The 22,333-nt window shown below is 70.2% G+C and carries 21 protein-coding genes; 6 read left to right on the forward strand and 15 right to left on the reverse strand.

The genetic code is table 11. The annotated features are described in order from the left end of the window. Positions 1-29: 29 nt before the first annotated feature. Entirely contained in the window at positions 30-788 is a 759-nt protein-coding gene (locus ACWFRB_RS22715) for an SDR family NAD(P)-dependent oxidoreductase (protein ID WP_452643505.1), read from the reverse strand. A 236-nt stretch (positions 789-1,024) separates the two neighbouring features. On the opposite strand from ACWFRB_RS22715, the gene ACWFRB_RS22720 reads away from it, so the two are divergent. Then, positions 1,025-1,834: an enoyl-CoA hydratase gene (locus ACWFRB_RS22720; protein ID WP_452643506.1), complete on the forward strand. Its 810-nt coding sequence runs from the start codon at positions 1,025-1,027 to the stop codon at positions 1,832-1,834. Between the two features lies 1 nt (position 1,835). Here the strand turns inward: ACWFRB_RS22720 and ACWFRB_RS22725 are convergent, their stop codons facing one another. The 4 genes from ACWFRB_RS22725 to ACWFRB_RS22740 form a co-directional block, all read right to left on the reverse strand. Continuing rightward, positions 1,836-2,231 carry a PPOX class F420-dependent oxidoreductase gene (locus tag ACWFRB_RS22725; protein ID WP_452643507.1) on the reverse strand — a complete coding sequence of 132 codons (396 nt, stop codon included), beginning with the start codon at positions 2,229-2,231 and terminating at the stop codon, positions 1,836-1,838. Positions 2,232-2,385: 154 nt separating this feature from the next. Continuing rightward, positions 2,386-2,706: a hypothetical protein gene (locus ACWFRB_RS22730; protein ID WP_452643508.1), complete on the reverse strand. Its 321-nt coding sequence runs from the start codon at positions 2,704-2,706 to the stop codon at positions 2,386-2,388. A gap of 208 nt (positions 2,707-2,914) precedes the next feature. After that, positions 2,915-3,283: a DUF2568 domain-containing protein gene (locus ACWFRB_RS22735; RefSeq protein ID WP_452643509.1), complete on the reverse strand. Its 369-nt coding sequence runs from the start codon at positions 3,281-3,283 to the stop codon at positions 2,915-2,917. An 8-nt stretch (positions 3,284-3,291) separates the two neighbouring features. Beyond that, positions 3,292-4,314, reverse strand: coding sequence for an NADP-dependent oxidoreductase (locus ACWFRB_RS22740; RefSeq protein ID WP_452643510.1), 1,023 nt, complete (start codon positions 4,312-4,314; stop codon positions 3,292-3,294). A gap of 98 nt (positions 4,315-4,412) precedes the next feature. Between ACWFRB_RS22740 and ACWFRB_RS22745 the strand changes: the two genes are divergently transcribed. After that, positions 4,413-5,291 (forward strand): polysaccharide deacetylase family protein, encoded by an 879-nt coding sequence (locus ACWFRB_RS22745; RefSeq protein ID WP_452643511.1) that lies wholly within the window; start codon positions 4,413-4,415, stop codon positions 5,289-5,291. 12 nt (positions 5,292-5,303) lie between these two features. Here ACWFRB_RS22745 and ACWFRB_RS22750 read toward each other — a convergent pair whose 3' ends face one another. Further along, complete coding sequence (locus ACWFRB_RS22750) at positions 5,304-6,701, reverse strand: acyl-CoA synthetase (RefSeq protein ID WP_452643512.1); 1,398 nt, start codon at positions 6,699-6,701, stop codon at positions 5,304-5,306. A 104-nt stretch (positions 6,702-6,805) separates the two neighbouring features. Between ACWFRB_RS22750 and ACWFRB_RS22755 the strand changes: the two genes are divergently transcribed. Next, the gene (locus ACWFRB_RS22755; RefSeq protein ID WP_452643513.1) at positions 6,806-7,309 is read left to right on the forward strand and encodes a DUF6790 family protein; all 504 of its coding nucleotides are present in this window, start codon (positions 6,806-6,808) and stop codon (positions 7,307-7,309) included. Between the two features lie 52 nt (positions 7,310-7,361). Here ACWFRB_RS22755 and ACWFRB_RS22760 read toward each other — a convergent pair whose 3' ends face one another. The 9 genes from ACWFRB_RS22760 to ACWFRB_RS22800 all read right to left on the reverse strand — a co-directional run bounded on the left by ACWFRB_RS22760 (position 7,362) and on the right by ACWFRB_RS22800 (position 16,933). Further along, a complete protein-coding gene (locus ACWFRB_RS22760) occupies positions 7,362-7,589 on the reverse strand; it encodes a hypothetical protein (protein ID WP_452643514.1) in 228 nt (75 codons plus the stop codon). Then, positions 7,589-8,743, reverse strand: coding sequence for a Rieske 2Fe-2S domain-containing protein (locus tag ACWFRB_RS22765; RefSeq protein WP_452643515.1), 1,155 nt, complete (start codon positions 8,741-8,743; stop codon positions 7,589-7,591). Before ACWFRB_RS22765 ends, ACWFRB_RS22760 begins: the two co-directional genes overlap by 1 nt. A gap of 157 nt (positions 8,744-8,900) precedes the next feature. Continuing rightward, entirely contained in the window at positions 8,901-9,872 is a 972-nt protein-coding gene (locus ACWFRB_RS22770) for a proline dehydrogenase family protein (RefSeq protein ID WP_452643516.1), read from the reverse strand. Between the two features lie 2 nt (positions 9,873-9,874). Further along, positions 9,875-11,518, reverse strand: coding sequence for an L-glutamate gamma-semialdehyde dehydrogenase (gene pruA, locus ACWFRB_RS22775; RefSeq protein WP_452643517.1), 1,644 nt, complete (start codon positions 11,516-11,518; stop codon positions 9,875-9,877). A gap of 106 nt (positions 11,519-11,624) precedes the next feature. Then, entirely contained in the window at positions 11,625-12,713 is a 1,089-nt protein-coding gene (gene dapC, locus ACWFRB_RS22780; protein WP_452643528.1) for a succinyldiaminopimelate transaminase, read from the reverse strand. Between the two features lie 40 nt (positions 12,714-12,753). Next, the gene (gene fdxA, locus ACWFRB_RS22785; protein WP_097212554.1) at positions 12,754-13,077 is read right to left on the reverse strand and encodes a ferredoxin; all 324 of its coding nucleotides are present in this window, start codon (positions 13,075-13,077) and stop codon (positions 12,754-12,756) included. Between the two features lie 188 nt (positions 13,078-13,265). Then, complete coding sequence (locus ACWFRB_RS22790; RefSeq protein ID WP_452643518.1) at positions 13,266-14,048, reverse strand: hypothetical protein; 783 nt, start codon at positions 14,046-14,048, stop codon at positions 13,266-13,268. Continuing rightward, positions 14,045-16,630 (reverse strand): bifunctional FO biosynthesis protein CofGH, encoded by a 2,586-nt coding sequence (locus ACWFRB_RS22795; protein ID WP_452643529.1) that lies wholly within the window; start codon positions 16,628-16,630, stop codon positions 14,045-14,047. Before ACWFRB_RS22795 ends, ACWFRB_RS22790 begins: the two co-directional genes overlap by 4 nt. Before the next feature lie 108 nt (positions 16,631-16,738). Then, the gene (locus tag ACWFRB_RS22800; protein ID WP_452643519.1) at positions 16,739-16,933 is read right to left on the reverse strand and encodes a hypothetical protein; all 195 of its coding nucleotides are present in this window, start codon (positions 16,931-16,933) and stop codon (positions 16,739-16,741) included. Positions 16,934-17,085: 152 nt separating this feature from the next. On the opposite strand from ACWFRB_RS22800, the gene ACWFRB_RS22805 reads away from it, so the two are divergent. From ACWFRB_RS22805 to ACWFRB_RS22815, 3 genes are all read left to right on the forward strand, one after another. Then, positions 17,086-17,565, forward strand: coding sequence for a PH domain-containing protein (locus tag ACWFRB_RS22805; RefSeq protein WP_452643530.1), 480 nt, complete (start codon positions 17,086-17,088; stop codon positions 17,563-17,565). A 134-nt stretch (positions 17,566-17,699) separates the two neighbouring features. Beyond that, positions 17,700-19,160, forward strand: coding sequence for a PH domain-containing protein (locus tag ACWFRB_RS22810; RefSeq protein WP_452643531.1), 1,461 nt, complete (start codon positions 17,700-17,702; stop codon positions 19,158-19,160). 66 nt (positions 19,161-19,226) lie between these two features. Continuing rightward, entirely contained in the window at positions 19,227-22,238 is a 3,012-nt protein-coding gene (locus tag ACWFRB_RS22815) for an alpha-mannosidase (protein WP_452643520.1), read from the forward strand. Positions 22,239-22,333: the final 95 nt, after the last annotated feature.

Here is a 22,333-nt window from a genome sequence, read left to right on the forward strand (position 1 = left end):
CCTGAGCGGCCGCACGCCTCCGGTTCCACTCAGCGCGCCGTGAATCCCCCGTCGATCGCGAGCGCGGCGCCGGTGACGAACGACGCCTCCTCGCTCAGCAGGAACGCGACGAACGGGGCGATCTCGTCCGGCTGGGCGACGCGGTTCACCGGGTGCAGGGCCGCGATCTGCGCCATCGCCTCGTCGGTGGGTGCCATGGATCCGCGGGAGAGCGGCGTGTCGACCCCACCGGTGGTGATGGCGTTGACCCGCACCCCCCGCTCGGCGACCTCCAGCGCGACGGCCCGGGTCAGTCCCACGACGGCGTGCTTGGCTGCGACATAGGGCGCGACCTCGGGCAGCCCGACGGCTCCCAGGTTGGACGCGTTGTTGACGATGGCCCCGCGGGTCTCGAGGACCGCGGGAATCTGGTGCTTGAGGCAGTGGAAGACGCTGGTGACGTTCTGCGCGAGCTCGGCGTCCCAGTCGGCCCCGTCGATCCCGGACACCGGTCCGGACGCGTTGACGCCGCCCGCGTTGTTGAATGCCCCGTCCAGCCGCCCGAACTCGGCGACCGCGGCGTCGACCAGTGCCGCCGCGTCCGCTTCCACCGACACGTCCGCAGGCACGAAGATCGCGGTGCCGCCTGCCGCGCGGATGCTCGCGGCGGCGTCCGCACCGACATCCCGGCGGCGGGCGCCGAGTACGACCGCGGCGCCCTCCGCCGTGAGCCGACGGGCGACCGCGAGGCCGATGCCGGAGGTGCCACCGGTGACGATGAAGACCTTGGAGTCCAGGCGCGAAGACATGATGAGTCCTTTCGGGAGATCTGCTGAATGTGGCGTGGTGAATGCCTGATTCAGACTGCGGAATCCCGGGACTCGGTGCTGGCGGGAATCGGACCACGCGTTTTCGGAGGAGTCGGGTCGGGGTGGACACCGCCCCGGCGCGCATCCTGCACTTGGTGCCAGAAACCGCTCCGCCGCGGCCCGGCACGACGTAGTGTCGGCGCGACCTACGTCTTTCGTCGAGCAGGAGAACGGCCATGAGTTTTGTCCTCGTCGAGCGGCCCCGCGAGAACGTGGCCCTGGTGACCCTCAACCGCCCCGAGCGGATGAACGCCATGGCGTTCGACGTGATGGTTCCGCTCAAGGAATCGCTCGAGGCGATCAGCAACGACAACTCGGTGCGCGCGGTCGTCCTCACCGGCGCGGGCCACGGCTTCTGCTCGGGCGCCGACCAGGCGTCCGCGGGCAGTCCCCCGCACATCGACGGCCTGACCCGTCCGTCGATCGCGTTGCGCGCGATGGAGATCCTCGACGACGTGGTGCTGGCGATCCGCCGGATGCACCAGCCGGTGATCGCAGCGGTCAACGGCGCCGCGATCGGCGGCGGCTTCTGTCTGTCGCTGGCCGCCGACATCCGGATGGCCGCCCCTGAGGCGTACTTCCGGGCGGCGGGCATCAACAACGGACTGACCGCCAGCGAACTCGGGCTGAGCTACCTGCTGCCACGCGCGATCGGGTCGTCCCGCGCGTTCGAGATCATGCTGTCCGGTCGGGATGTCGATGCCGCGGAGGCGGAGCGGATCGGACTCGTCTCCCGCATCATCGACGGCCAGGACCTGCTCGAGGAGTGCTTCGACCTGGCGACGCGGATCGCGGCCTTCTCCCGCCCCGGCGTCGAGCTCACCAAGCGCACCCTGTGGTCGAGCCTGGACGCCTCCTCGATGGCACAGCACATGAACCAGGAAGGCCTGGGTCAGTTGATGATCCGGCTGATGACCGACAATTTCGAGGAGGCCACCCTGGCCAGGCGCGAGAAGCGGGAGCCGGTGTTCCGGGACAGCAAGTAGGTCAGGCGCCCGCGTCGGAGTCCAGCCCGAACGCGATCACCCGGTCGGGGTGGATACGGATCAGCTCCGGCGACATCCCCCTCCCCCACGGCTCCACGTCCGTCAATGCCTCTGCCCTGCCGCGGATCTCGATGCACCGCACCACCCACGGCCGGACCGACGCGAGGTCGTCGACGACGAAGGCCACCCGGTCGTTGCCCGCGAGGTTGCGGAACTTTCTGCTGGCACCGAGGTTGTGGCCGCCGATGTCGATGGTGCCGAGCTCGGCGTTGAACCGGTATCCCACCGGGTTGTTCTGCGGGGCACCGCGACGATCGACCGTCGCCAGACGGCCAAGCCGCTGGCTGCCGAGGTACTCGATCTGAGCGGGTGTCAGGGCGGACGCTGTCGCGGTCATGGGGGCTCCCGTCGTCGGTGCGATGCACCCGCGACGCTATGACCTCAACCGCGGTTCAGGTCAAGACCTGCGGTCACGCCGGATGACGTCCGGGATGGATCCACGCGCAGCTGCCCGCCGTCGAGGTGACGGCGGGCAGCTGATGTCCGGGGCCCTACTTGGGGCCACCGCCGCCGCCGGTGCCACCGCCCGTTCCCCCACCGGTGCCGCCACCGCCGCCGGTGCCACCACCGGGTCGGCCCGGGCAGGGCTTGGGAACGGTGGGTCCGGTGCCGCCTCCTGCCGGCGCGGCGACGTAGGACGCGGCGACGACAGGCGGCGGGCAGGGATTCGGAGCCGTGGGGCCCGGAACGGGTTCGGCGGGCTTGACGGCGCTTGCGGCCGTGACGGCGTAGGCCGGACCGGCGGCGGCCGCGGCAACGGCGAAACTGGCGGCGGCGACCGCGATTGCGGTGCGGATCTTAGAGCTGGACATCTGGGTCTCCAATGGCTTGGGATTGGTTTGCCCATCAATCGTCATCTGCACCAACATTTTTCAGTAGGCGCCCTGGGGTGCCGAAGGGGGCACCCTGAGGAGGTCGGAATGTTCACCCTTGGCGGGGTTGCGGCGTGAGAACACGAACCCGTGTTCCGGGACACCGAGTGGGAGCCACACCACGCCGGGGAACCACAGCTGCGGGCCGCTACGTCGTACGCAACTCCCGCCTCCACCGCTCCGCGAACACGACCGCGGACACCACGAAAAAGGCCGCGCCGACGAGCCAGCCGAGGGCCGACCCGACGATCAGCCCGACCACCGCGAACAGCGCGACCTGCGCGTACAGCCGGGACGGATTGGGGAGCCTCCTGCGGGACGTCGGCGCCATCCACACCGACCAGATCCCCGCCGCGGCGGCGGGCAGCGCGATCGCCACCAGCACCCGACCGAGCAGTGAATCCATCATCGCGATCCCGGCCAGGACGAGCAGAACGAGCATCGCCAGCTCGCACAGGAACGCGACCAGTTCGAGCGGACCGACCTTCTCCTGCGGCCGTTCACCCAACTCTGTCACCCGCCCATCTACGCGACCTTGATGATCAGCTTGCCGAAGTTGCGCCCGGCCAGCATCCCGTTGAAGGCGGCGGGCGCGTTCTCCAGACCCTCGACGATGTCCTCGCGATAGGCGATGCGGCCGGCATGCATCCAGCCGGACATGTCGCCGACGAAGTGCTTGAAGTCGCTCTTGACGAACTCGCTCTGGATGAAGCCGCGGATCGTCAGGCTCTTCTTCAGCACGTCGTTCATGAAGCCCGGCAGCCGGTCGGGGCCGGCGGGGGCCGCGGTCTCGTTGTAGTGCGACACCAGCCCGCACACCGGAACCCGGGCGAAGTCGTTCAGCAGCGGGCACACCGCGGCCCACACCGCACCGCCGACATTCTCGAAGTACACGTCGATGCCGTCGGGGCAGGCCGCGGCGAGTTGCTCGGCGAAATCCGGTGCGCGGTGGTCGATCGCGGCGTCGAACCCGATCTCGCGCAGGTAGGCGACCTTCTCGGGACCGCCCGCGATGCCGACCGCCCTGGCACCCTTGATCTTCGCGATCTGCCCGACCGCCGATCCGACCGGCCCCGTCGCGGCGGCGACGACCACCGTCTCCCCCGGCTTCGGATCGCCGATGCGTAGCAGCCCGGCGTACCCCGTGAAGCCGGGCATCCCCAGCACACCCAACCAGCTCTGCACCGGTGCGGCCTCAGGGTCGAGCTTGCGCACGTGGTGCGCGTCGATCACGGAGTGCGTCTGCCAGCCCGAGAAGGACAGCACCACATCCCCCGCGTGAAAGGCGGGGTCCTTCGAGTCGATCACCTCGCACACGGTGCCGCCGACCATCACGTCGCCGAGCTCGACCGGATCGGCGTACGACTTCGCCGCGCTCATCCGGCCCCGCATGTACGGGTCGAGGGAGAGGTAGAGGGTCTTGAGCAGCAGCTGCCCGTCACCGGGAACCGGGACCGGGACGGTCTCGAGCCGGAAATCGGATGGCTGGGGTTCGCCGACGGGGCGTGACGCGAGCACGATACGGGTGTTCTCGGCTGGCATGGTCATGGTTATCGAGGTTAGTCCCGTCGGGCCCAAAAGGAGCCCGTCTCCGCCCACGGTTCGCTCGACGCGCGAGATCGACCCGGGTGCCATAGCGTGACGCCGTGCGCGCGCCCCTCACCCGCCGGTCCCTGCTGCTCGGCCTCGCCGGTGGCGTCACGGTCGCCGCGCACCACGCCGCCGTCGGCGGGCCCACCGTCGCCAGTTCCGGGCCGCTCCGGATCGGGCGATCCGAGAGCCTCGCCGAATCCCCGTTGTTGAGCCCGGTCCGGCCCGCCGTGGCGACGGTGCAGGCCAGGTACGCCGGCGCGGTCCCTCGTGAATGGGGTCTGGCCGTCACCGGGATCAGGACCAGGCTCGCGCTGCCCGACCACCGGCTCGCCCTCACCTTCGACGCGTGCGGCGGCCAAGGGGGTGCCGCGGTGGACGCCGATCTGCTGGGCCTGCTGGAACGGGAAAGGCTGCCGGCCACTCTGTTCCTCAACGGCCGCTGGATCGACGCCAACCCGACGCTCGCCGTGCGCCTGGCCGACAACCCGTTGTTCGAGCTCGGCAACCACGGGACGCAGCACCTGCCGCTCTCGGTGACCGGACGATCGGCGTACGGGATCGCGGGCACCCGTTCCGTCGCGGAGGTCATCGACGAGGTACTGGTCAATCACCAACGGCTGCAGGAGATCACGGGCGTGGCGCCGCGCTGGTTCCGACCGGGCACCGCGCACTGCGACGAGGTCGCGGCCGCCATCGTCCGGGATCTCGGCGAGGAGGTCGTCGGTTTCACGGTGAACGGCGACTCCGGCGCGAGCATGCCCGCCGCGAAGGTCCAGGACACGCTGACCTCGGCGGCACCCGGCTCGATCGTGATCGCGCACCTCAACCGCCCGCAGGGCGCCACCGCCGAGGGTCTGGCCGCGGCCCTGCCCGCGCTGCGGGCACACGGCCGCGAATTCGTCACGCTCGGCGGTGCTGGCGCGTTGGCCTAGGGCCCGTGGAGGTCAGCCGAGCTGCTTTTTCTGCACCTTGCCGAGTGCGTTGCGCGGCAACGAGTCCACCACCCGGATCTCGCGGGGCCGCTTGTGCGCGGACAGCTCCGCGACCACGTGCTCGATCAGGTCCTCGGGCGAGGTCACCTCGCCGACAACGTAGGCGACCAGCCGCTGACCGAGATCGTCGTCCGGCACCCCGACCACCGCGACCTCGCGGACCGCCGGGTGGCCCAGCAGCGAGGCCTCCACCTCGCCTGCCCCGATCCGGTACCCACCGGACTTGATCAGGTCGGTCGATTCGCGGCCCACGATCCGATGGAATCCGTGCTCGTCGATCACCGCGACGTCCCCGGTCTTGAACCAGCCGTCTTCGGTCCACGACGCCGCGGTCGCGTCCGGGCGGTTCAGATACCCGTCGAACAGCATCGGACCGCGCACCTGCAGTTCGCCGATGCTCTCGCCGTCGTGCGGGACCGGGGTCCCGTCCTCGTCGATCAGCCGGGTCTCCGCGCCGGCCACCGGCAGCCCAACCCAACCCGGGCGGTGCTCGCCGCCGACCCGGGTGCTGACCGTGATCATGGTCTCGCTCATGCCATATCGCTCGATCGGCACCAGCCCGGTCAGGTCCGCGAGCCGCTCGAACACCGGCACAGGGAGCGGGGCGCTGCCGGAGACCAGCAGCCGGGCGCCGCTCAGCGCCTTGGCCGACGCCTCGTCCTCGACCACCCGCGACCACACCGTCGGCACACCGAAGTAGAGCGACCCGTTGGCCTGCGCATACGCCTCCGGCGTTGGCCGCACGGTGTGGACCAGCCTGCTGCCGACCCGCAGCGGGCCGAGCAGACCCAGGATCAGGCCGTGCACGTGGAACAGCGGAAGTCCGTGCACCAGAGTGTCGTTCGCGGTCCACTTCCAGGCATCGGCGAGCGCGTCGAGGCCGGCCGCGATCGCGCCCCTGCTCAGCAGCACACCCTTCGGCGGCCCCGTGGTGCCTGAGGTGTACAGCACGAAGGCGATCGAGGACGGGGGCGGTTCGGGGTGAGAGTGCCAGTCACGGGTGTGCAAGCGCACCGGCACGACCGGCAACCCGCTACCGTCAGGAGCCGTCCCGAGCCAGGCCTGGGCCCCCGAATCGCGCAGCATGTGCTCGAGCTCCGCTGATCCGGCGTCGGGCGGCACCGGCACGACCGTGACGCCCGCGAGCAGGCATCCGACCACCGCGATCACCGTCGACGCGGTCGGCGTGGCGAGGACTGCGACCCGCTCGGCGCCGCCGATGCGCTTGGCGAGCGCTCCGGCAGCGCCGAGGAGGTCACTGCGCGAGAGCGTGGTGTCGCCGATCCGGACGGCGTCGGGGAGATCGTCGCCTCGGGCGACGGCGAGGGCGTCTAGCGATCGAAGCAGCACCAGCCCAGCGTCTCACACGGAGCGTTCACCAAAAAGGCAACACGACGACACCCGAGCCGCAACCATTGAATCGACGCCTGTGACGGTCAATCCGAGGAGGTCCCGTGACCACTGTGATCGCCGTAGCGCTGGCGTTGATCGTCGCCGCGATACAGGCGCGCCGACACCGGACGGACACCAGGCCCGCGGCGGTGATCGACACCTACCTCGTGTGGTGGCTGGTGCTGGCGATCGGGCTGAGCTCGGTGGTCGGCGCCGCCTTCCACGTGTTCGACGGCCCGGCCATCGCCGAGATGATCGGCTACACCAGGGGCGACGGCGGGTTCCAGTTCGAGAACGCGATGGGCGACCTCGCGATCGGCGTCACGGGCGTCCTGTGCTTCTGGTTCCGCGGCTACTTCTGGCTGGCGCTGCTGACCGTCACCGCGATCCAGTACCTCGGCGACGCGGCGGGACACGTGTACTTCTGGATCGCCGAGGACAACACCAAGTCCGGCAACATCGGCGCGCCGCTGTGGTTCGACATCATCCTGCCCGTCGTCGGGTTCACGCTCTATGCGCTGTCCTACCGGCGCGGTGGCGACGCACGGCCGGGCGGCGGAACCTGATCGCCGCCGTCGGGCACGGCGTGCGTGCCGTGCCCGACGGGGGCGGTGGGGTTCAGTCCGGGACGGTGATCCGCCCGTCCAGGACGGCCTTGCGGATCGATTCGCGCAACGCCGAACAGCGACCGATACGCGCACCGCGCTGGGTCAGCGACGGGTCCTGCTGGTACTCCTCGCAGATGGCCTCGGGGTGGTCGGTGCTCCACTGGACACTGGTGTGCTCCCAGCTGCTCTTTTCGACGAGCACCCGGTTGCCGCAGCGTTCGCAATCGACCGGCTCCATCAGGCCGAGGCCTCCGCGTCGGCCTTGCGGGCAATGTTGTCGGCCACTTCCTGCTTCCACGCCTCGACCGGCCTTGTGGTGTCGAGCTCGAACTCGAAGCGGTCCACCATCTCCGGCTTGACGTCCGCGACGTCGACGTAGAACTGCTCGTACCAGCGACGCAGCTGGTAGACGGGTCCGTCCTCGTTGGTGAGCAGCGGGTTGTCGATCCGGGTCTTGTTCTTCCAGATCTCGATGTCCTGCTCGAAGCCGATGCCGATGTAGCCGATCATCGCCTGCACCATCTGATCGGCGATCTCCGCGGGGACCTCGGCGGTCTTCTTGACCTTGATGCCGTACATCAGCACGAACTTGTCCGGGCCGACCGGGTAGTGGCAGTTGATGAGGATCGACTCGGCCTTGAAGTGCTCGTAGTGGTAGGTCAGGTCGTCGATCATGAACGAGGGGCCGTGGTACGCCGCCGTCGAGGTGGTGGAGACCAGCTGCGGCACGTCCGGGTCGTCCCACTCGGTGATGTCCTCGCGGCCGACGCCCTCGTACTCCTGGATCGCGACGTGTCCCTCGAAGATGTTCTTGAAGTACGTCGGGAACGAGTAGTGCACGTAGAAGAAGTGCGCCATGTCGACGACGTTGTCGATGATCTCGCGGCAGTTGGTGTCGATGACGATCGACTTCCACACCCAGTCGGTCCACTCCGTGCCCTCGGGGCACATCTGCGGGATCGTCACGTCCGCGGGCGCCGGGTTGCCCTCGGGGTCGTTCCAGACGAACAGCAGCTCGTCCTGCTCCATGGTCTTCCACGTACGGGTACGGGCCAGCGGCGGAACCCGGCGGGCGTAGGGGATGGCGGTGCACTTGCCGTTGCCGCCCCAGCGCCAGTCGTGGAACGGGCAGGCGATCGAGTCACCCTTGACGGTGCCCTGGCTCAGGTCGCCGCCCATGTGCCTGCAGTAGGCGTCGAGGATCTTGATGTCGCCGCTGCTGTCGGCGAACACCACGAGCTTGGTCCCGAAGGCCTCGATGGAGTGCGGGTTGCCGTCCCGGAAGCCTTCCACCAGACCCAGGCAGTGCCAGCCACGTGCGAAGCGAGCGGGCGGAGTGCCCTGGTCGATGATGCGAACCTCATCGGTGATCTCGGTTTCCACGTTGGTCATGAAGCGTCCTCTCGTTCAGCGGCCCCGGGTGACCGCAGTGATACCGGTCACAGCTCTGTTCAATCTCCTTGGCCGCGAACCCGTTCTCCATAGCTGTTCCCACCCACCGGGCGGTTACCCGTTCTCGACTTCTGGCCACATGGGATCCAGCCGGTTCTCAGTCCCTCGTGAAGACCGAACGGACGAAGAAGCCCAGGTTTGCCGGCCGCTCCGCGAGCCTGCGCATGAAATAGCCGTACCACTGGCCGCCGTACGGCAGATAGACCCGCATCTGGGCGCCGAGCCCGGCCAGGCGGAGCTGTTCGCCGTCCCTGATCCCGTAGAGCATCTGGTGTTCGAAATCGGCCGCGTCCCGCCGCGACCCCGACGCCATCGAGCCCGCCTCCGCGATGATCGCGGGGTCGTGGGAGGCCACCATCGGGTAGCCCCTACCCTCCATCAGCACCCGGAGGCAGCGCAGGTAGGAGGCGTCCACGTCCGCCTTGCTCTGGAAGGCGACCGAGTCCGGTTCCCGGTAGGCGCCCTTGCACAGCCGGATCCTCGAATCCGGGCCTGCCAGGTCGCGGCAGTCCGCCTCGGCGCGACGCAGGTACGACTGCAGCACCGCGCCCAGCCACGGATAGTCGGCCCGCAGTTCGCGGACGATGGACAGCGTCGAGTCGGTGGTGGTGTGGTCCTCGGCATCGACGGTGATCCAGATCCCGCTCCGCTCCGCGGCGGCGCAGAGCGTCCGCGCGTTCGCCAGCGCGATCTCGCGGCCGTCGACCGGCAGCGCCTGCCCCAGCGCGGACAGCTTCACCGACACCTCGAGTGGGCGCGTCCCACCGGGCTCCTTCGCCTCCGGCAGCTCCACCAGGTCGGAGAGCAGTGCCAGGTACTCGGCGACGGCGGCCCCCGCCTGCGCCTCGTCGGTGGTGTCCTCGCCGAGGTGGTCGATGCTGATCAGCCTGCCGGTGTCGAGGATCGCGCGCGCGGCCGCCAGCGCCGCCGCCCTCGTCTCCCCCGCGATGAACCGTTTCACGATGGTTCGGGTCACGGGCGCCCTGGTGATCGCCGCCTTGAGCGTCGTCGATCGCGCGGCCGCCAGGATCGCGGGCCGCAGCGGGTTCTCGAACACCTGCGCCACCACGGCTACTCTTCGGGCTCCATGTGCGGATAGCGGTGGTTCGTCGGCGGGACGAAGGTCTCCTTGATGGTCCGGGCGGACGTCCAGCGCAGCAGGTTGATCGGCGAGCCCGCCTTGTCGTTGGTGCCGGAAGCGCGGGCCCCACCGAAGGGTTGCTGGCCGACCACGGCACCGGTCGGTTTGTCGTTGACGTAGAAGTTGCCCGCCGCGAATCGCAGTGCCGCGGCTGCCTTGTCGACCGCGACCCGGTCGTCCGCGATGATCGATCCGGTGAGCGCGTAGGGGGCGCTCGAGTCCACCACCGCGAGCAGGTCCTCGAAGGCGCCGGGCCTGTCGTCGTCGTAGACGTGCACCGACAGGATCGGTCCGAAGTACTCGGTGGCGAAGGACTCGTCGTTCGGGTCCTCGGCGAGCAGCACCGTCGGCCGGACGAAGTATCCCTCGCTGTCGTCGTACTTTCCGCCGACCGCGATCTGCACCCCGGCGGCGTCCCGCGCCCGCTCGATCGCGGCGACGTTCTTGTCGTAGGCCGCGCGGTCGATGAGGGCACCGCCGAAGTTCGACAGGTCCGTCACGTCGCCGTAGCTGAGCTGATCGACCTCGGCCAGGAAGGACTGGCCCATCCTGTGCCACACCGACTTCGGGACGTAGGCGCGGGACGCCGCGGAGCACTTCTGGCCCTGGTACTCGAAGGCGCCGCGCACCAGTGCGGTGCTCAGCGCCTCGGGATTAGCCGAGGAATGCGCGACCACGAAGTCCTTGCCGCCGGTCTCGCCGACCAACCGCGGGTAGCCCCGGTACGAGCCGATATTGGCCCCCACCTCCCGCCAGAGATGCTGGAAGGTCCTGGTCGAGCCGGTGAAGTGGATGCCTGCCAGGCGCGGATCGCTCAGCGCCACATCGGAAACCGCGGCGCCCGAGCCGGTGACGAGGTTGATGACGCCCGGCGGCAGTCCCGCCTCCTCGAGCAGCTTCATCGTCCAGTACGCGGCGACGGTCTGCGTGGTCGACGGTTTCCAGACGACGGTGTTTCCCATCAGCGCGGGCGCGGTCGGCAGGTTGCCCGCGATGGCGGAGAAATTGAACGGCGTGATCGCGTAGACGAATCCCTCGAGCGGCCGGTACTCGAGCCGGTTCCACACCCCAGGACCGGAGACCGGCTGATCGGCCAGGATCTGCCGGGCGAAGTGCACGTTGAACCGCCAGAAGTCGATCAGCTCGCACGGCGCATCGATCTCGGCCTGCTGGACCGACTTGGACTGACCGAGCATGGTGGCGGCGGCCAGCGTCTCCCGCCAGGGACCGGAGAGCAGGTCCGCGGCGCGCAGCAGCACGGCTGCCCGGTCGTCGAAGGACAGGGCCCGCCAGCCGGGCGCGGCGGCGACCGCGGCCTCGATGGCCTCGTCCGCGTCCTCGTGGGTGGCGTTGGTGAGCGTCCCGAGTACGGCCGAATGCCGATGCGGTTGAACGACGTCCACCCGCTCACCCGCGCCCTGCCGGTGCACGCCGCCGATCACGTGCGGCAGCTCGAGCGGATCCGACGCCAGCACGGTGAGCTTGGCGGTGAGCAACAACCGCTCGCGGCTACCCGGTGCGTACGAGTACACGGGTTCGTTGCTGGGCGAGGGAACCCGAGTGACGGCGTCCATGCTGCCTCCTGCCCGCGAGGGGACGCTGCAGGGGCGGTACCCCGGCAACGAGGAACTCCGCCCCCAGGCTAGCGCCGTGGCGGGGTCCCCGGCCAGGTAACAGCGATCAGGCGGTGAGCCGTGCGGCGGCGGCCGCGATCCGCTCGTCGGTCGCGGTGAGCGCGATCCGCACGTGCCGCCTGCTGCCGGGGCCGTAGAAGTCGCCGGGCGCGACCAGGATGCCCCGGTCCGCGAACCAGTCCACCGTGTCCCGGCACGCCTCCTCGCGGGTGGCCCACAGGTACAGGCCTGCCTCCGAGTTGTCGACGGTGAACCCGGCGGCGCGCACGGCGGGAAGCAGCACCTCGCGGCGCGCGCGGTACCGCTCGCGCTGCTCGTTCTCGTGCGCGTCGTCGTTCAGCGCCGCGGTCATCGCGGCCTGCACGGGGAACGGCATGATCATCCCGGCGTGCTTGCGCACCTCCAGCAGCTCCGCGACCAGCGCAGCGTCACCGGTGATGAAGCCGGCCCGGTAGCTGGCCAGGTTCGACGTCTTCGACAGCGAGTGCACCGCCAGCAGGCCGGTGTGGTCGCCGTCGCAGACGCGGGGGTCGAGGATCGAGTACGCCTCGGCCTCCCAGGTCAGGCCCAGGTAGCACTCGTCGGACACGACGATCGCGCCGCGCTGGCGGGCGAAGTCGACGACCTTGCGCAGGTGGTCGATGCCGAGCACCTTGCCGGTCGGATTCGACGGCGAGTTGATGAAGATCAGCGCCGGGCTCTCGGGGCCGAGCCGCATGGTGCCGTCGGCGCGCAACACCCTGGCACCGGCGAGCAGCGCGCCCACCTCGTACGTGGGGTAGGCGACCTCGGGGATCACGACCAGGTCATCGGCGCCCAGCCCCAGCAGCCGCGGCAGCCATGCGATCACTTCCTTGGTACCGATCGCGGGCAGCACGGCTGCCGGATCGAGCCCGGTGACCCCGTACCGCCGGGCCAGCGCACCGACCGCGGCCGCGCGCAGCTCGGGGGTGCCGTGCGTGGTCGGGTATCCCGGCACCTCCGACACGGAGGCCAGCGCCTCGCGGATCAGCGGATCCACCGGATCGACCGGGGTGCCGACCGAGAGGTTGACGATCCCGTCGGGATGGGATTCGGCCTTGGTCTTGGCGCCGGCCAACGAGTCCCATGGGAAGTCGGGCAACCCCGCGGACACGGGAACCCGGGCACGAGCGGTCACGGTGGTACCGAACAACTCAGTGCTCGCCCATCGGCGGCAGCGCCTTGATGAACGGCGGGTCGTAGTCGACCTTGCCGAGCTTGGCGGCGCCACCGGGCGATCCGAGCTCGACGAAGAAGTCGACGTTCGCGCTGACGTAGGCGTTCCACTGATCGGGCACGTCGTCTTCGTAGAAGATCGCCTCGACGGGGCAGACGGGCTCGCAGGCACCGCAGTCCACGCACTCATCGGGGTGGATGTAGAGCATGCGGCCACCCTCGTAGATACAGTCGACAGGGCATTCCTCGATGCATGCCTTGTCGAGAACATCCACGCACGGTTCAGCAATCGTGTAGGGCACTGCTGCTCTCCCTGCCTTTCGTCAAAGACCAATACGCCGGGCGAACCCCCATGTCCGCCCAGGAGTTACCAGTATCTCCCCCCCGAGCCGGGCGCACCCGCTTAGGGTGCCCTGACCGCTGGATTCGGCGGGAAACCGGGGAACACCCACAGACTACTGGGGCAGCGCCCGCGACACCGGGTCGAAAGTCAGACGCTCGACAGGCCCTGCACGCCGGATCGGCCCGCCGCCGTCCGCACGGTGTGGCCGTCGATCCAGCGCTGGCCCTGCGCGGCAGCCCTGGCGAGGGCACCCCGCTCACCGAAGTAGTCCGCCACCGCGCCGACCAGGGGCAGCTTCCCGAGGGTCCGATAGGGCTGGCCGGGCTTCGGCCGCTTCCCGAGCTCGTCGGGGATCGCCCGGAGCATCCGTGAGGTGGTCCACATCGCGCCGAGCAGGGCGAACGGCCGCCAGGACGAACCGGCCTCGGGGGGCGTCGCATCCGGGTGCGCGAGCAGCGTCCTTGCGTCGGTCTGCCTGCGGCAGAGCACCGAGGCGAGCAGATCCACCTGGGCGCTGCGATCGGTGACGCCGAGCTCCCTGGCCACCGCGACCAGCACCAGCGTCTGATTCGCGAACGCCAGCAGGTCCTGGATCGGCAGCCGCCGGACGAGCGGACCGAACACGCCGGGAAACGCCACCGCGATGGTGTTCAGCGCGCCGAGCCGGGTCACCCACCACCGGGCGCGGCGCTCGTCGCTCGCCCGCTCCCACGCCGCGGTGCCGGGCACCTCGGCGACATCGAGCAGCCAGGCCGCCGCGTCGAGCACCTTCTCGGCGATCGAGCGCTGCTCGGCGGTCGGCGTGAACGTCCTGGCCTTGATCCGCAGCGGATCACTGCTCATCAGGTCGAGCACCGGGTTGATCCCCCAGGCCGCGCGGTCGAGCACCGCGACGACCCTGCCGTCACCGATCAGATCCTTGTCGCTCATGCCACTCCCACCCTTTCGGCATAACCCGTCGTGCGCTGCCGGGCCGGGCGTCCGATCCCCTCGGCGATCGCCCGCAGCTCCGCCACCGTCATCTCCGATCCGTGCTGCGAACCGGCCATCCGCGAGATGGTCTCCTCCATCAAGGTGCCGCCCAGGTCGTTGGCGCCGCCCTGGAGCATCGCCTGCGTCCCAGCGACCCCGAGCTTGACCCAGCTGGTCTGGATGTTGTGGATCCGCCCGTGCAGCATGATCCGCGCCAGCGCGTGCGCGGCCCGGTTGTCGCGCTGCGTCGGCCCCGGCCTCGACGCCCCGGCCAGGTACAGCGGCGAACTCTGGTGCACGAACGGCAGCAGCACGAACTCGGTGAATCCGCCGGTGCGGTCCTGGATTCCGCGCAGCACGTTGAGGTGCCCCACCCAGTGGTGCGGCTGATCGACGTGTCCGTACATCATCGTCGAGCTGGACCGCAGGCCCACCTCGTGCGCGGTGGTGACCACGTCGATCCAGGTGCTCGTCGGCAGCTTGCCCTTGGTGAGCACCCAGCGCACCTCGTCGTCAAGGATCTCCGCCGCGGTGCCGGGGATCGAGTCCAGGCCCGCCGCACGCAGGTCGGTCAGCCAGTCCCGCACGCTCTGCCCACCGCGGGAGGCGCCGTTGACGATCTCCATCGGGCTGAAGGCGTGCACGTGCATCGACGGCACCCGCGCCTTGACCGCGCGGACCAGGTCCGCGTAGCCCGTGACGGGCAGCTCGGGGTCGATGCCTCCCTGCATGCAGACCTCGGTGGCCCCGGCGACGTGCGCCTCCCAGGCCCGGTCGGCCACCTCGTCCGTGGACAGGGTGAACGCGTCGGCGTCGCCCTTGCGCTGCGCGAAGGCGCAGAACCGGCAGCCGGTGTAGCAGATGTTGGTGAAGTTGATGTTCCGGTTGACCACGTAGGTGACGTCGTCACCGACGGCGTCGCGGCGCAGGGCGTCGGCCAACGCGACCATCGCCTCGAGACCCTCCCCGTCGGCGGTGGCCAGGGCCCGGTACTCGTCGTCGGTGCAGGCGCCGGGGTCGCGCTCGGCGCTGCGCAGCGCCGCCAGCACCTCGGAGTCGAGCCGCACCGGCACGCCCTGGTTGGACAGCTCGAGGACCTGCTCGCGGACCGAGTCCCAGTCACCGAACGCGCTGCCGAGGTCGCTTCGGGTCTCGGTGTTGCGGCCCTCCGTGTCGATCGCGGTGTTCAGGTCGATGCGCCCGGCCGACACCCACGCCTCGTCCGGCTCCTGCCAGGGCAGACCGGTCGGTTTGGTGTCCGGCCGTGCCAGCCCGGTCACCGGGTCGGCGAGGGCCTGGACGTGCGCGGAGATGCGGGGGTCGATCCACGGCGAGCCTGCGAGCACGTACGGCGGCTGGGCCGCGGTCCGCTCGGTGAGCGTGTAGCCCGCCTCTGCGGTGATCGCGGCCAGCGTGTCGAGGTTCGGCCACGGCCGTTCCGGGTTGACGTGGTCCGGGGTGAGCGGCGAAACCCCGCCCCAGTCGTCGACGCCGGCGGAGATCAGGGCGAGGCACTCGTCGGCGGACACCAGGTTCGGCGGTGACTGGATCCGCATGCCGGGCCCGAGCAGCAGCCGGGCGACGGCGATGGCGGCCCGGAACTCCTCGATTCCCGCGTCCGGCGCGTCGCGCATCGCGGTGTCGTCCTTGGCCAGGAAATTCTGGATGATGACTTCCTGGATGTGACCGAACGCCTTGTGGGACTTGCGGATCGCGAGAATGGACTCGGCACGTTCGGTCATGGTCTCGCCAATGCCGACCAGGATGCCGGTGGTGAACGGAACCGAGAGCCTGCCCGCATCGGTGAGGGTGCGCAGCCGCACGGCCGGGTCCTTGTCGGGGCTGCCGTAGTGGCATTCGCCCTTCTCGGTGAAGAGCCGGGTGGAGGTGGTCTCGAGCATCATGCCCATCGACGGCGCGACCGGCTTGAGCCGTGAGATCTCCTCCCAGCTCATCACGCCGGGGTTCAGGTGCGGCAGCAGTCCGGTCTCCTCGAGCACCCGGATCGACATCGCGCGCACGTAATCCAGGGTGGAGTCGTAGCCCCGGGACTCGAGCCACTCCTGTGCCTCCGGCCATCTTTCCTCGGGCCGGTCACCGAGGGTGAACAGCGCCTCCTTGCAGCCGAGTTCGGCGCCGCGGCGGGCGATGTCGAGCACCTCGTCCGGGTCCAGGTACATCCCCCGTCCCTCGGCCCGCAGCTTTCCCGGGACGGTGACGAACGTGCAGTAGTGGCACTTGTCGCGGCACAGCCGGGTCAGCGGGATGAACACCTTGCGCGAGTAGCTGACCGTCTTCGGCCGCCCCGCGGCCTCGAGGCCGGCATCGCGGACCCGTGCCGCCGACGTGCACAGATCCTCGAGGTCGGCGCCGCGGGCGTGCAGCAGCACCGTCGCCTCGTCGACGTTGAGGGTGGCGCCGTCGCGGGCGCGGCGCAGCACCCTGCGCATCGCGGACGCCGACGGGGCCGGCGAACCTGCGGGCGGAGCCGGTGCACCCACCTGCGCGGATCCCGACGGCATCGCGGGATCGGGCAGCATCGCGGGTGTGGTCGCGGGGGCGTCGTCAGTGCTCACGCGTTCGATCATGCGCCATCACCCGTGGGACCTGCCAGGGGGAGGCCTCCCCACCGCAGCAAACGCGCCCGGTCACCCGTGCGGATACTCGTCGTCGTCCGGCACCACGCGCGCCTGTTCGGCCGCGTCGGCGTCGTTGACCTCGAGCGAGCCGGGCGACCCTTCCTCCGTGTTTTCCGCGTCGTCCTGCTCGACGACGGGGGTCTCCTGCTCGGCGCGGTCGGCCTCGGGGACCTCGGGTCCGGAGGCGGGATCGAATCGGTCCATGGTCGTTCCTTCCCTCGCCTCTCCCAGGCTAAACCTCCCGCGGACCCGCGGGAGGGGGCGACATCGACCGAAACCGGCGGATGATCGCACTGCGACGGCACCGGATCGGGCAGGCTGGAGAGGTGAGCACTCCCCCGCCCCCCGTCGTCACCATGGCCGACCCCCAGTGGCGACCGAGCACCCGCGCCCCGCAGTTGTGGGCGATCAACGCCGCGCTGATGTGGATCCCGGCCTTCATCGCCCAGATCGTCTGGGGATTCGTCGACGGACGCTGGACCACCTGGCCGCACGTCGCGGTGTTCGTCGTCAGCGTCGCGGTGGCGGCGACGCACGTCCTGGTCGTCCCGCAGTGGCGGTACCGCGTGCACCGCTGGGAGATCAGCGCCGACGCGGTGTACACGAAGACCGGATGGTTCACCCAGGAGCGCCGCATCGCCCCGATCTCGCGGGTGCAGACCGTCGACACCGAGCGCGGACCGATCGACCGGATGCTCGGCCTCGCCACGGTCACCGTCACCACCGCCTCGTCCGCGGGCGCGGTCACCATCACCGCGCTCGACCGCGAGGTCGCGGACCGGACCGTCGCGCAGCTCACGGAGATCGCGGGCCGCAACGTCGGGGACGCGACGTGAGCGCACCAGGGCATCCGGCCCCGCCGCAGTACGCGACACCGCACCCCGCGCCCGGTACCGCCCCACCGGAGGCCTCGGGCGCCGCCGCGCTGGCTGCCGAGCAGGAACAGCCGTGGCTGCGTCTCGACAAGCGGATGCTGCTCGTCCATCCGGTCGACGAGGTCGTCAAACTGCTACCGGTGCTGCTGATCTCACTGGTCGTCGGCACCCAGAGCGGCAACCACACGTTCGGCCTGATCGTCGTCGCCGTCCTGGTGGCGTACGCGTTGCTGCGCTGGTTCACCACCAGTTACCGGATCGGCCCGGTCCATGTGCAGCTGCGCACCGGTGTGTTCCAGAAGAACCTGCTCTCGGTGCCGCGCAACCGCATCCGCTCGGTCGACGTGGAGTCCGGTGTGCTGCACAGGGTTCTGGGCCTGTCCGTCGTCCGGATCGGCACCGGCCAGCAATCCGGACACGGCGACTCCAAGAGGTTCGAGCTCAACGCGCTCGATTCCGCCCTCGTCCCCGCCCTGCGCGCGGCCCTGCTGGCCGGGCACCAGGAACCGGCAGCGCCTGCCGATGCCGAGGCGTTGCAGGTTGGGGCGGACGCGGGCACCCCGCACCGGGAAACGGAGATCGCGCACTGGACGCCCGCCTGGGTCCGCTACGCACCGTTCTCCGTCACCGGGGTGCTGACGGTGGCCGCGGCGATCGGCCTCGCCTTCCAGTACGGGCTCGGCAAGTGGATCGCCGACTCCTCGGCGGTGAGCCGGGGGGTCGACTCCATACAGCACCTCGGCATCGCCGCCGCCGTCGCGCTCGCACTGGTCGTGCTCCTCGTGGTGGCGAGCGGGCTCTCCTGCGTGCGCTACCTCATCGCGTTCGGCAATCTCCTGGTCACCGACAACGGCAAGGTGTTGCACGTCAGCCACGGCCTGCTCAAGACCAGGCAGACCACCCTGGATCGGGCCCGGCTGCGCGGAACCTCGCTGCGCGAGCCGTTGCTCCTGCGCGCCGCGGGCGGCGCCCACCTCGACGCGATCATGACGGGGATCAGCTCAGGGAAGGGACAGTCCACCCTGCTGATGCCGCAGTCGCCGCGGGCCGAGGCCGAGCGGGTGGCTGCCGTGGTCCTCGGCGGCGACCACTCCCCCGTGGCGCTCGCCCCGCACGGCCCGGCCGCCAGGCGCCGCCGGTACACCCGGGCGCTGCTCCCGGTGGCAGCGCTGGCCGTCGCGACCGCGGTCGCGGCCGCCCTTGGCGTGCCGCTGGGGTGGCAGGCGTGGGCCGGGGTCGCGGTCCTGGCCGTTGCCGCCACCGCGCTGGCCTGGGACCGCTATCGGGGCCTCGGCCACGCCGCGCCGCCCGGATGGCTCATCACCCGCAGCGGCTCGCTGGACCGCAGCCGGGCCAGCCTCGAGGCCGACGGCATCATCGGATGGACCGTGCGGCAGAGCTGGTTCCAGCGGCGCGCCGGGGTCGCCACCGTGGTGGCGGCCACCCCGGCCGGTGCCGGCCACTACGAGGTGCTCGACATGCCCGCCGACCGCGCCTGGGCCCTGATCGAGACGGTGACCCCCGGCGCGGGCGACATCTGGACCCGCACCACCTGAGCCGATCCAAACCCTCGGGCGAAGCCTCGGGTCATGACACTGCACCTCGACGCACGGAGGACACCGATGCACGACGATCGCGAAATCGTGGAGGAGCGGCTGCGGCGGTTCGTCGAGCAGCGGCTCGGCGGGGCGCTCTACCGGGACACCGAGCCGGCCGAGCTCACGGCGTGGCAGGTGCCGGGCGAGCCGGTGCCCGTGGCGGAGGCACTGGGGCAGGAGTTCGCGCCCATCACGATCGGAACCCGCTGGGGCAGGCCGTGGGGGACGATGTGGCTGCACGTGACCGGACACGTGCCCGATCGCTGGCTCGACCTGGGCGACGACGTCGAGGTGGAGCTGGTGGTCGATCCCGGATTCACCGGCGGCCCCGGCTTCAACGCCGAGGCGCTCGCCTACCGCCCCGACGGCACCGTCATCAAGGCGATCTCCCCGTTCAACACCTACCTTCCCGTCGACCCGCACCGACCGGTCGACCTGTACCTCGAGCTGGCCGCGAATCCCGATGTGGCACGGAGTTTCGGCTTCCAGCCCACCCCGCTCGGTGACCCGGGCACCGCGGGCGAGGATCCGATCTACCAGCTCCGCCAGGTCGACTTCGCGCTTCGCGACCGCACGGTGTGGGAGCTGACGCAGGACATCGCGGCGCTCAGCGGCCTGATGCACGCGCTGCCGTTCGACCTGCCGCGCAGGCACGAGATCCTGCGCGCCCTCGAGCGGATGCTCGACACCGTCGACCCGGACGACATCGCAGGCACCGCAGCCGCGGGCCGCAGGCAACTGCGCGAGGTGCTCGCGCGACCGGCCTACGCCAGCGCACACAACCTGGTCGCCGTCGGGCACGCGCACATCGACTCGGCCTGGCTGTGGCCGGTGCGCGAGACCATCCGAAAGTGCGCCCGCACATTCGCCAATGTCGTTGCGCTGATGGATGATCACCCGGACTTCCGGTTCGCCTGCTCGTCCGCGCAGCAGCTCGCCTGGGTCAGGGACGGCTATCCGGAACTGTTCGAGCGGATCCGGGACAAGGTCGCGGCAGGCCAGTTCGTCCCGGTCGGCGGCATGTGGGTGGAGGCCGACACCAACATGCCCGGCGGCGAGGCGATGGCGCGGCAGTTCGTGGCGGGCAAACGGTTCTTCCTCGACGAGTTCGGCGTCGACACCCCCGAGGTCTGGCTGCCCGATTCGTTCGGCTACTCGGCCGCGCTGCCGCAGCTGGTCCGCCTGTCGGGGTCGCAGTACTTCCTCACCCAGAAGATCTCCTGGAACAAGACGAACCGGATGCCGCACCACACCTTTCGGTGGGAGGGCATCGACGGCACCCAGGTCTTCACCCACTTCCCCCCTGTCGACAAGTACAACTCGGACCTGTCCGGCCACGACCTCGGTCACGCCCAGCGCAACTACCGGGAGCAGGGGGCGGGGACGGTGTCCCTTGTCCCGTTCGGGTGGGGTGACGGTGGCGGCGGGCCGACCCGCGAGATGCTGGCCGCGGCCGAGCGGACCCGCTCGCTCGAGGGCTCACCCACCGTGACGCTGGACTCGCCGGTGAACTTCTTCCGCCGTGCCGAGGCGGAGTACCCCACACCGCCGGTGTGGTCCGGCGAGCTATACCTGGAGTTGCACCGCGGGACCTACACCTCGCAGGCCAGGACCAAGCAGGGCAACCGGCGCAGCGAACACCTCCTGCGCGAGGCGGAACTGTGGGCGACCACGGCCGCCGTGCGAGCCGGGGCGCCGTATCCGTATGACGAACTCGAGCGGCTCTGGCATCTGGTGCTGCTGCAGCAGTTCCACGACATCCTGCCGGGCAGCTCCATCGCGTGGGTGCACCGCGACGCCGAGCGCAACTACGCCGCCGTCGCGGCAGGCCTGGAGGAGATCATCGCCGACGCGGCGGGCGTACTGATCGGAGCGGGCTCGGCGACCCTCACCCTCAACGCGGGCCCCCAGGCGCGCGACGGCGTGCCCGCGCTCGGCATCGCGACCGCCGACCCCGGGGCCGTCCCCACCCGGATCACCAAGAGCGGCAAGGGCTTCGTCCTGGACAACGGCCTCGTCCGGGCCGCGATCAACGGTGACGGACTGATCACCTCGCTGACCGATGCCGACACGGGACGCGACGCCATCGCGCCCGGTGCGGTCGGCAACCTGCTGCAGCTGCACAGGGACGTGCCGAACCAGTGGGACGCCTGGGACATCGACGAGTTCTATCGCCGCACGGTGACCGACCTGCGGGACGCCGACTCCGTCGATCGTGACGGCGACGCCGTGGTGGTGCGCAGGTCCTTCGGGGACTCGACCGTCGTGCAGCGGCTCGAACTCGCCCCTGGCGCACGCGCGCTGGAGATCAGCAACGAGATCGATTGGCACGAACGGCAGAAGCTGCTCAAGCTGTCCTTCCCGCTCGACGTGCACGCCGACCGCAGCGCCGCGGAGACACAGTTCGGCCACGTATTCCGGCCGACGCACTCCAACACGTCCTGGGACTTCGCGAAGTTCGAGATCTGCGCGCACCGCTGGGTGCACGTCGGCGAGCCCGGCTACGGCGTCGCGGTGGCGAACGACTCCACCTACGGCCACGACGTCGGGCGCTCCGCCCGGCCGGACGGCGGAAGCACCACCACCGTGCGCCTGTCACTGCTCCGCGCGCCGCTGTACCCGGACCCGACCTCCGATCAGGGCACGCACACGCTGCGGGTCTCCGTCCGTCCGGGTGCCACGATCGGCGATGCGGTCACCGAGGGCTATCGGATCAACCTGCCGCCGCGCACGATCACGGGTGGCGCGCCGGTCGAACCGCTCCTGCGGGTGTCGAATCCGGCTGTTGTGGTGGAGGCCGTCAAGCTCGCCGAGGACCGCAGCGGCGACGTCGTGGTCCGGCTGCACGAATCCACCGGCGCCAGGTCGACCGCGCGGATCGACCTCGACCTCCCACACGCGGGCGTCGATTTCGTGGACCTGCTCGAGCGACCGGTCGACGTACCCACCGGCGTCACCCTCGACGGCGACGCGATCACCCTGACGTTGCGGCCGTTCCAGGTGCTGACGTTGCGGGTGCACGCGGCATCGGACTGACCGAACGGGGCATTCTGCTGCGCCGCCCCCGTCCGAGGTGTTACAGATGACGGCTGCACTGTTTCGCACTTCCCGGACCCAGCCTCAGGAGTTAC

Source organism: Rhodococcus sp. NPDC055112, from assembly GCF_053607505.1.